The following is a 7373-nucleotide window of genomic DNA, read 5'->3' on the forward strand; positions in this document are numbered from 1 at the left end:
TTGGGGTAGGTGTCCAGGGCGTAACGCTCGGCCAGCCGGCTGATTTCCCGATCGTAGGTCTGGATCAGCTCGAACGTCCACTCGGACCCGGTGGAAATGGGTTGGCGTCTCTGTGCTCTGGCGGTCATGTGGCTAACCTGCGCTGGAAGAGTTCACGGAAGACCGGGTAGATATCGCCGGCCGAAACCAACTGCTGCTGGGCGAAAGTGTCGGGGAAGGCCTCGCCGATTCGCTCGTACTCGTACCACAGCGCCTGATGTTCACGTGGGGTGATCTCGACGTAAGTGTAGTACTGCACGTGCGGCATGATCTGCTTGGACAGGATCTCGCGGCAGATCGGCGAGTCATCGTTCCAGTTGTCGCCGTCGGACGCCTGGGCGGCATAGATGTTCCAGTCGCTGGCCGGATAACGCTCGGCCATGATCTCCTGCATCATCTTCAGCGCGCTGGAGACGATGGTGCCGCCGGTTTCCCGGGAGTAGAAGAATTCTTCCTCGTCGACTTCGCGGGCACTGGTGTGGTGGCGAATGAACACCACTTCGATGCGGTCGTAGTTCCGCTTGAGGAACAGGTACAGGAGGATGAAGAAGCGTTTGGCGATGTCCTTGGTGGCCTGGGTCATCGAGCCGGACACGTCCATCAGGCAGAACATCACTGCCTTGGAGCTGGGGTTGGGCTGCTTGACCAGCAGGTTGTACTTGAGGTCGAAGGTGTCGAGGAAGGGCAGGCGGTTGATGCGTGCCTTGAGCCGATCGATTTCCTGTTCGACTTCCTGGATGTCGGTGAAGTTGTCGGGCTCCTCGACCTTGAGCCGGGCCAGTTCCTTTTGCGCCTCACGCAGCAGCGCACGGCTGCTGCCAGTCAGGGCGATACGCCGGGCATGGGCCGAGCGCAGCGTGCGCACGATATTGATGCGCGACGGATTGCCTTCGTTGGCGATGCCGGCGCGCACGGTCTTGAACGTGTCGGTACCGGTCAGGTGGCGCTTGACCAGGTTGGGCAGTTCGAGGTCTTCGAACATGAATTCGAGGAATTCTTCCTGGGTGATCTGGAAGACGAAATCATCCATGCCCTCGCCGGAGTTGCCGGCCTTGCCACGCCCGCCACCCCCGCCGCCGCCCCCTTGGGGCCTGGCGATATGCTCGCCGGCGGTGAATTCCTTGTTGCCTGGGTGCACGATGGTCTGCTTGCCGCCACGGCCATGGTGCAGCACCGGTTCATCGATGTCCCGCCCGGGAATGCTGATCTGTTCGCCATGCTCCATGTCCATGATGGAGCGGCGGCTCACCGCCTCTTCGACGGCTTTCTTGATGTGTTCACGGTAACGCCGCAAGAAACGCTGGCGGTTGACCGTGCTCTTGTTCTTGCCGTTCAGGCGTCGGTCGATAACGTAGCTCATGGTCCCTCCGGTAGCTGGGAACAGCTGCACGCTTCAAGCTACGAGCTGCTGCACATACTCGCCAGCAAAGCAGCCACCGCCGCCCGAAGCTGGCTGGCCAGCTGCGGGCGAACGGCGTGTAGCTTGCCGCTTTATTGCGATTTCCTGACCCGCAGGTACCATTCCGACAGCAGGCGCACCTGTTTGTCGGTGTAGCCACGCTCCACCATGCGCGTGACGAAGTCGTTGTGTTTCTGTTGGTCTTCCTTGCTGGCCTTGGCGTTGAAGCTGATGACCGGCAGCAGGTCTTCGGTGTTGGAGAACATTTTCTTCTCGATCACCACACGCAGCTTCTCGTAGCTCAGCCAGCTCGGGTTCTTGCCGTTGTTGTTGGCGCGGGCGCGCAGCACGAAGTTGACGATCTCGTTGCGGAAATCCTTCGGATTGCTGATGCCGGCCGGTTTCTCGATCTTTTCCAGTTCTTCGTTGAGGGCGATGCGGTTGAGGATTTCGCCGGTTTCCGGATCGCGGTATTCCTGGTCCTGGATCCAGAAGTCGGCGTACAGCACATAGCGGTCGAAGATGTTCTGGCCGTACTCGCTGTACGACTCGAGGTAGGCGGTCTGGATTTCCTTGCCGATGAACTCGATATAGCGCGGTGCCAGGTACTCCTTCAGGTAGCGCAGGTAGCGCTCGCGCACTTCTGCCGGGAACTGTTCCTGTTCGATCTGCTGCTCCAGCACGTACAGCAGGTGCACCGGGTTGGCGGCTACCTCGTGCGGGTCGAAGTTGAACACCTTGGAGAGGATCTTGAAGGCGAAGCGGGTCGACAGGCCGTTCATGCCTTCGTCGACACCTGCGGAATCGCGGTACTCCTGGATCGACTTGGCTTTCGGGTCGGTGTCCTTGAGGTTTTCGCCGTCATACACGCGCATCTTCGAGTAGATGTTGGAGTTTTCCGGCTCCTTGAGGCGCGAGAGCACGGTGAACTGGGCGAGCATCTTCAGCGTGTCCGGCGCGCAATGGGCCTTGGCCAGGGAGCTGTTGACCAGCAGTTTGTCGTAGATCTTGATCTCGTCGCTGACGCGCAGGCAGTACGGCACCTTGACGATGTAGATCCGGTCGATGAACGCCTCGTTGTTCTTGTTGTTGCGGAAGGTGTGCCACTCCGATTCGTTGGAGTGGGCCAGCAGGATCCCGGAGTAGGGGATCGCGCCGAGGCCTTCGGTACTGTTGTAGTTGCCTTCCTGGGTGGCGGTGAGCAGCGGGTGAAGGACCTTGATCGGCGCCTTGAACATCTCGACGAATTCCATCAGGCCCTGGTTGGCCCGGCACAGCGCGCCCGAGTAGCTGTAGGCGTCGGCGTCGTTCTGCGGGAATTCCTCGAGCTTGCGGATATCCACCTTGCCGACCAGGGCAGAGATGTCCTGGTTGTTCTCGTCACCAGGTTCGGTCTTGGCGATGGCGATCTGGTTGAGGATCGACGGGTACAGCTTGACCACTCGGAACTTGCTGATGTCGCCGCCGTATTCCTGCAGGCGCTTGGTGGCCCACGGCGACATGATGGTGTTCAGGTAGCGCCGCGAGATGCCGTACTCCTCTTCGAGAATGGCGCCATCTTCGGTGGCATTGAACAGGCCCAGCGGCGACTCGAAGACCGGTGAGTCCTTGATCGCGTAGAAGGGGACCTTTTCCATCAGCTGCTTGAGTTTCTCGGCCAGCGACGACTTACCGCCGCCGACCGGGCCCAGCAGATAGAGGATCTGTTTCTTCTCTTCCAGGCCTTGGGCGGCGTGGCGGAAGTAAGAGACGATCTGGTCGATGCACTCTTCCATGCCATGGAAGTCGGCAAAGGCCGGATAGCGGCGGATCACCTTGTTGGAGAAGATGCGCGACAGCCTGGAGTTGGTTGAGGTGTCGATCAGTTCCGGCTCACCGATGGCCAGCAACAGCCGTTCAGCTGCCGATGCGTAGGCACTGCGATCCTCTTTGCACAGCTCGAGGTACTCCTGCAGCGAGAGTTCTTCCTGGCGCGTAGACTCGAAACGTTGTTGGAAGTGGCTAAAAATACTCATGACGTCACCTCGCTCGATACGTGGAGACGACGCCGGATCAGTCAGCTGATGCTGGCATGCAACCGGGTTCGCCGATTGCTGTATACCCCCCAGAACACCCTGTAACGCTACCGATGACCCGCACGCCGGTGTACCGGCTCTCCCCTTTTTTTGGATGGCCTGCGCTTAAGAATAGTTGGTTATCCGCAAGGTCAAGGGGAAGCGGCGAGGAAGTTGCCGGTGACCGTTCGTCAGGTCAGGCGCAAGCCCGCGTGGGGCGCGGGCTGCAGTAAAAATGAAAAAATTACTCGGGCGTGCCTTGGGCGGTTTCGGCCGGGTAGGTGGCGCGCCACAGCTCGAAGCCGCCATCGACACTGTACACGTCCGAAAAGCCTTGGCCGACCAGGTAGGCGGCGGCGCTCTGGCTGGAGTTGCCGTGGTAGCAGACCACCAGCGTTGGCGCGTCCAGGTCGGCATTGCGGATGAAGTCGGCGACCGAGTGGTTGTCCAGGTGCCGGGCGCCGGTGATGTGGCCGGCGGCATAGGCTTGCGGGTCGCGAATGTCGACGACGACCGCACCTTGCGCGCGCAGGGCCAGGGCCTGCTCGGGAGGGATGCGCTTGAATTCGCTCATGGGTACGGCTTCCTTCAGGGGTGAACGTTGAGTTTATCGGGTTGTGGGGGCTGGCGCAGGTTGCCGTCGTCGGCACACTCGCAGCGGTGGTATTCACCGCTGTCGACGTTGTACAGGGTCATCGCCCCGCCCCACACGCAGCCGGTGTCCAGGGCGATCACGCCAGGCTCGTCGACGCGGCCTTCGAGCGCGGCCCAGTGGCCGAAGATGATCTTCACGTGGCGCGAGCGCCGGTCCTTGTGGGCAAACCACGGTTTGTAACCTTTGGGGGCGGTGCCCAGGCCTTCCTTGCTCTTGAGGTCGAGCTTGCCCTCGGCGGTGCAGAAGCGCATGCGGGTCAGGTAGTTGGTGATGACCCGCAGGCGTTCGATGCCGCTGAGGTTCTTGCTCCACTTGTGCGGCTCGTTGCCGTACATGCCGTCCAGGTACAGCTTCAGGCGCCCGTCATCGCGTAGCGCCTCTTCGACTTCTGCAGCCAGCTCCAGCGCCTTGCCGAGTGTCCACTGCGGCGGAATGCCGGCATGCACCAGGGCGATACCGCGTGGCTCGTCGTAGTGCAGCAGTGGCTGGCGGCGCAGCCAGTCGAGCAGCAGGTCGGCATCGGGTGCTTCGATGATTTCGCGCAGCGTGTCGCTTTTTTTCAGGCGCTCGACGTTGTGCCAGGCCGCCAGCAGGTGCAGGTCGTGGTTGCCCAGCACGCAGACCAGCGACTGGCGAATCGAGTACAGGTAACGCAGGGTTTCCAGCGATTCGGGGCCGCGGTTGACCAGGTCGCCCACCAGCCACAGGCGATCGACTTCCGGGTTGAAACGCACGCGTTCGAGCAGGCACTTGAGCGGCTGCAGGCAACCCTGCAGGTCACCGACGGCGTAGGTGGCCATCAGTGCAGGGCCCCCGGGACCGCCAGGCGGAAGGGCATGATCTCGGCATCGAAGCGTTTGCCGTCTTCGGCGAACATCTGGTAGCTGCCCTGCATGGTGCCCACGCGGGTGCTGATTACCGCGCCACTGCTGTAGGTGTGGCTTTGCCCCGGCTCGATGGTCGGTTGCTGGCCGATCACGCCGGCGCCGCGCACCTCTTCGACTTCACCGTCGCCATTGGTGATCAGCCAATGGCGGGACATCAGCTTGGCGGTGACCGAGCCGTTGTTCTGCACGGTAATGGTATAGGCGAAGGCGAAACGACTGCTTTCGGGGTCGGATTGTTCTTTGAGGTAGCGAGTCACGACGCTGACGTCGATCTGATAGCGGGGGTCGGACATGCAAGGGCCTTGAGCAAACACGCGAATACGGCGATTCATGCAGTCTAGGCTATTGGCGGGGGGGAGGGCCAGTGCGTGGGAGGAGAGGGAAGTGCCAGTTGAGACCCTATCGCCGGCATGCCGGCGATAGGGTTGGCGAGGGCTGGATCAGGCTTGCTGATCGGCGAGCTGGTCGGCCAGGCGCACGAAAGCGGCCAGGTCCAGCTGCTCAGGGCGCAGGCTGCCGTCGACGCCGGCAGCTTCGATGGCCTGGCTGTCGAGCAGGCCTTTCAGCGTGTTGCGCAAGGTCTTGCGGCGCTGGTTGAAGGCTTCGCGAACCACGCGTTCCAGCAGCAGATGATCCTTGGCCGGGTATGGCAGCACTTCATGCGGCACCAGGCGCACGATCGCAGAATCGACCTTCGGTGGCGGGTTGAACGCCCCGGGGCCGACGTTGAACAGGTGTTCGACCCGGCAGTGGTACTGCACCATGATCGACAGGCGGCCCCAATCACCACCGCCTGGGCCTGCCGCCATGCGCTCGACCACTTCCTTCTGCAGCATGAAGTGCATGTCACGGATCAGGCCGGCATGGCTGAGCAGGTGGAAGATCAGCGGGGTGGAAATGTTGTACGGCAGGTTGCCGACCACTTTAAGGCTGCGCGCGGGAACGCCCAGCTGGTTGAAGTCGAACTTCAGGGCGTCGCCCTGGTGCAGGCGGAAGTTGTCGCGGCCTGCGAACTTGTGCTGGAGGATCGGCACCAGGTCCTTGTCCAGTTCCACCACGTCCAGCTGTGCGCCACTGCCCAGCAGGCCCTCGGTGAGGGCGCCCTGGCCCGGGCCGATTTCCAGCAGGTGTTCGCCGGCCTTGGCGTTGATCGCGCGCAGGATGCGGTCGATGATGCCCGCGTCATGCAGGAAGTTCTGGCCGAAGCGCTTGCGCGCCCGGTGTTGGTATTGCTCGTTCATGGTCGGTTCTCGGCCATCTGGTAGGCGGTTTCCAGGGCGACGCGCAGGCTGCCGGTGTCGACCTTGCCGCTGCCGGCCAGGTCCAGGGCGGTGCCGTGATCGACCGACGTGCGGATGATCGGCAGGCCCAGGGTCACGTTGACGGCCGCGCCAAAACCTTTGTACTTGAGTACGGGCAGGCCCTGGTCGTGGTACATCGCCAGCACCGCGTCGCAGTGCTCCAGATATTTGGGGGTAAACAGGGTATCGGCCGGCAGCGGGCCGCGCAGGTCCATGCCTTCCTGGCGCAGACGGGCCAGTGTCGGCTCGATGATGTCGATTTCTTCGCGGCCCAGATGGCCGCCTTCACCGGCATGCGGGTTGAGCCCGCAGACCAGGATACGTGGGTTGGCGATGCCGAACTTGTCGCGCATGTCGGCATGCAGGATACGCGTCACGCGCTCCACGCGCTCGGGGGTGATGGCATCGGCGATGTCGCGCAGCGGCAGGTGCGTGGTCACGAGGGCTACGCGCAGGCCGTGGGTAGCCAGCATCATCACCACCTGGGCGGTGTGGGTCAGGTCGGCGAGAAATTCGGTATGGCCGGAGAAGGCGATGCCGCTTTCGTTGATCACGCCCTTGTGCACAGGGGCAGTGATCATGCCGGCGAAGTCGCCGTTCATGCAGCCTTGCCCGGCACGGGTCAGGGTTTGCAGGACGAACGCGGCATTGGCCTGGTTCAGCTGGCCGGCCACTACGGGCGCCGCCAGCGGGGTGTCCCACACATACAGGCTGCCGGCTGGTGCCGGCTGCTCTGGCCACTGGCCCGGTTGCACCGCCAGCAGGTTGACGGCCAGCCCCAGCTGCGTGGCCCGCTCGGCGAGCAGGTCACGGCTGGTGATGGCAATCAGGGGGTGAGGCTGGGCGTCGGCGGCGAGCAGCAGGCACAGGTCGGGACCTATGCCGGCTGGTTCGCCGGGGGTGACGGCGAAGCGCAGGGGCTTCACTGTGCGGCCTGGTCAGCGCCAGGCAGCTTGATTTCAACGTAGGCTTCGTCGCGGATCTGGCGCAGCCAGGTCTGCAGCTCTTCGTCGTACTTGCGGTTGCGCAGCACGTTCA

At 62.6% G+C, this 7373-nt stretch carries 9 protein-coding genes; all 9 read right to left on the reverse strand.

Annotated elements, in window-relative coordinates; genetic code table 11:
* Positions 1-128: hypothetical protein (locus B3E94_RS19775; protein WP_286914831.1), on the reverse strand; the 128-nt coding region annotated here is incomplete at its 3' end.
* Positions 125-1399, reverse strand: coding sequence for a YeaH/YhbH family protein (locus B3E94_RS19780; RefSeq protein ID WP_286914828.1), 1275 nt, complete (start codon positions 1397-1399; stop codon positions 125-127). The genes B3E94_RS19780 and B3E94_RS19775, both read right to left, overlap by 4 nt.
* 131 nt (positions 1400-1530) lie before the next feature.
* Positions 1531-3453, reverse strand: a complete 1923-nt coding sequence (locus B3E94_RS19785; protein ID WP_176513938.1) for a PrkA family serine protein kinase — start codon at positions 3451-3453, stop codon at positions 1531-1533.
* 283 nt (positions 3454-3736) lie between these two features.
* Positions 3737-4066, reverse strand: coding sequence for a thiosulfate sulfurtransferase GlpE (gene glpE / locus B3E94_RS19790; protein ID WP_176513940.1), 330 nt, complete (start codon positions 4064-4066; stop codon positions 3737-3739).
* A gap of 14 nt (positions 4067-4080) precedes the next feature.
* The gene (locus B3E94_RS19795) at positions 4081-4947 is read right to left on the reverse strand and encodes a symmetrical bis(5'-nucleosyl)-tetraphosphatase (RefSeq protein WP_286914829.1); all 867 of its coding nucleotides are present in this window, start codon (positions 4945-4947) and stop codon (positions 4081-4083) included.
* Positions 4947-5327 (reverse strand): Co2+/Mg2+ efflux protein ApaG, encoded by a 381-nt coding sequence (gene apaG / locus B3E94_RS19800; protein ID WP_176513944.1) that lies wholly within the window; start codon positions 5325-5327, stop codon positions 4947-4949. The genes B3E94_RS19795 and apaG overlap by 1 nt, the downstream gene beginning before the upstream one ends.
* A gap of 147 nt (positions 5328-5474) precedes the next feature.
* Positions 5475-6275, reverse strand: a complete 801-nt coding sequence (rsmA, locus tag B3E94_RS19805; RefSeq protein ID WP_176516047.1) for a 16S rRNA (adenine(1518)-N(6)/adenine(1519)-N(6))-dimethyltransferase RsmA — start codon at positions 6273-6275, stop codon at positions 5475-5477.
* The gene (gene pdxA / locus B3E94_RS19810; protein WP_236238119.1) at positions 6272-7261 is read right to left on the reverse strand and encodes a 4-hydroxythreonine-4-phosphate dehydrogenase PdxA; all 990 of its coding nucleotides are present in this window, start codon (positions 7259-7261) and stop codon (positions 6272-6274) included. Before pdxA ends, rsmA begins: the two co-directional genes overlap by 4 nt.
* On the reverse strand, positions 7258-7373 hold a 116-nt coding region (locus B3E94_RS19815; protein ID WP_286914832.1), incomplete at its 5' end, for a hypothetical protein. The genes B3E94_RS19815 and pdxA, both read right to left, overlap by 4 nt.

Origin of the sequence: Pseudomonas sp. UBA6315, assembly GCF_002438125.1 — a bacterium.
In the GTDB taxonomy this organism is placed as follows: domain Bacteria; phylum Pseudomonadota; class Gammaproteobacteria; order Pseudomonadales; family Pseudomonadaceae; genus Aquipseudomonas; species Aquipseudomonas faucium.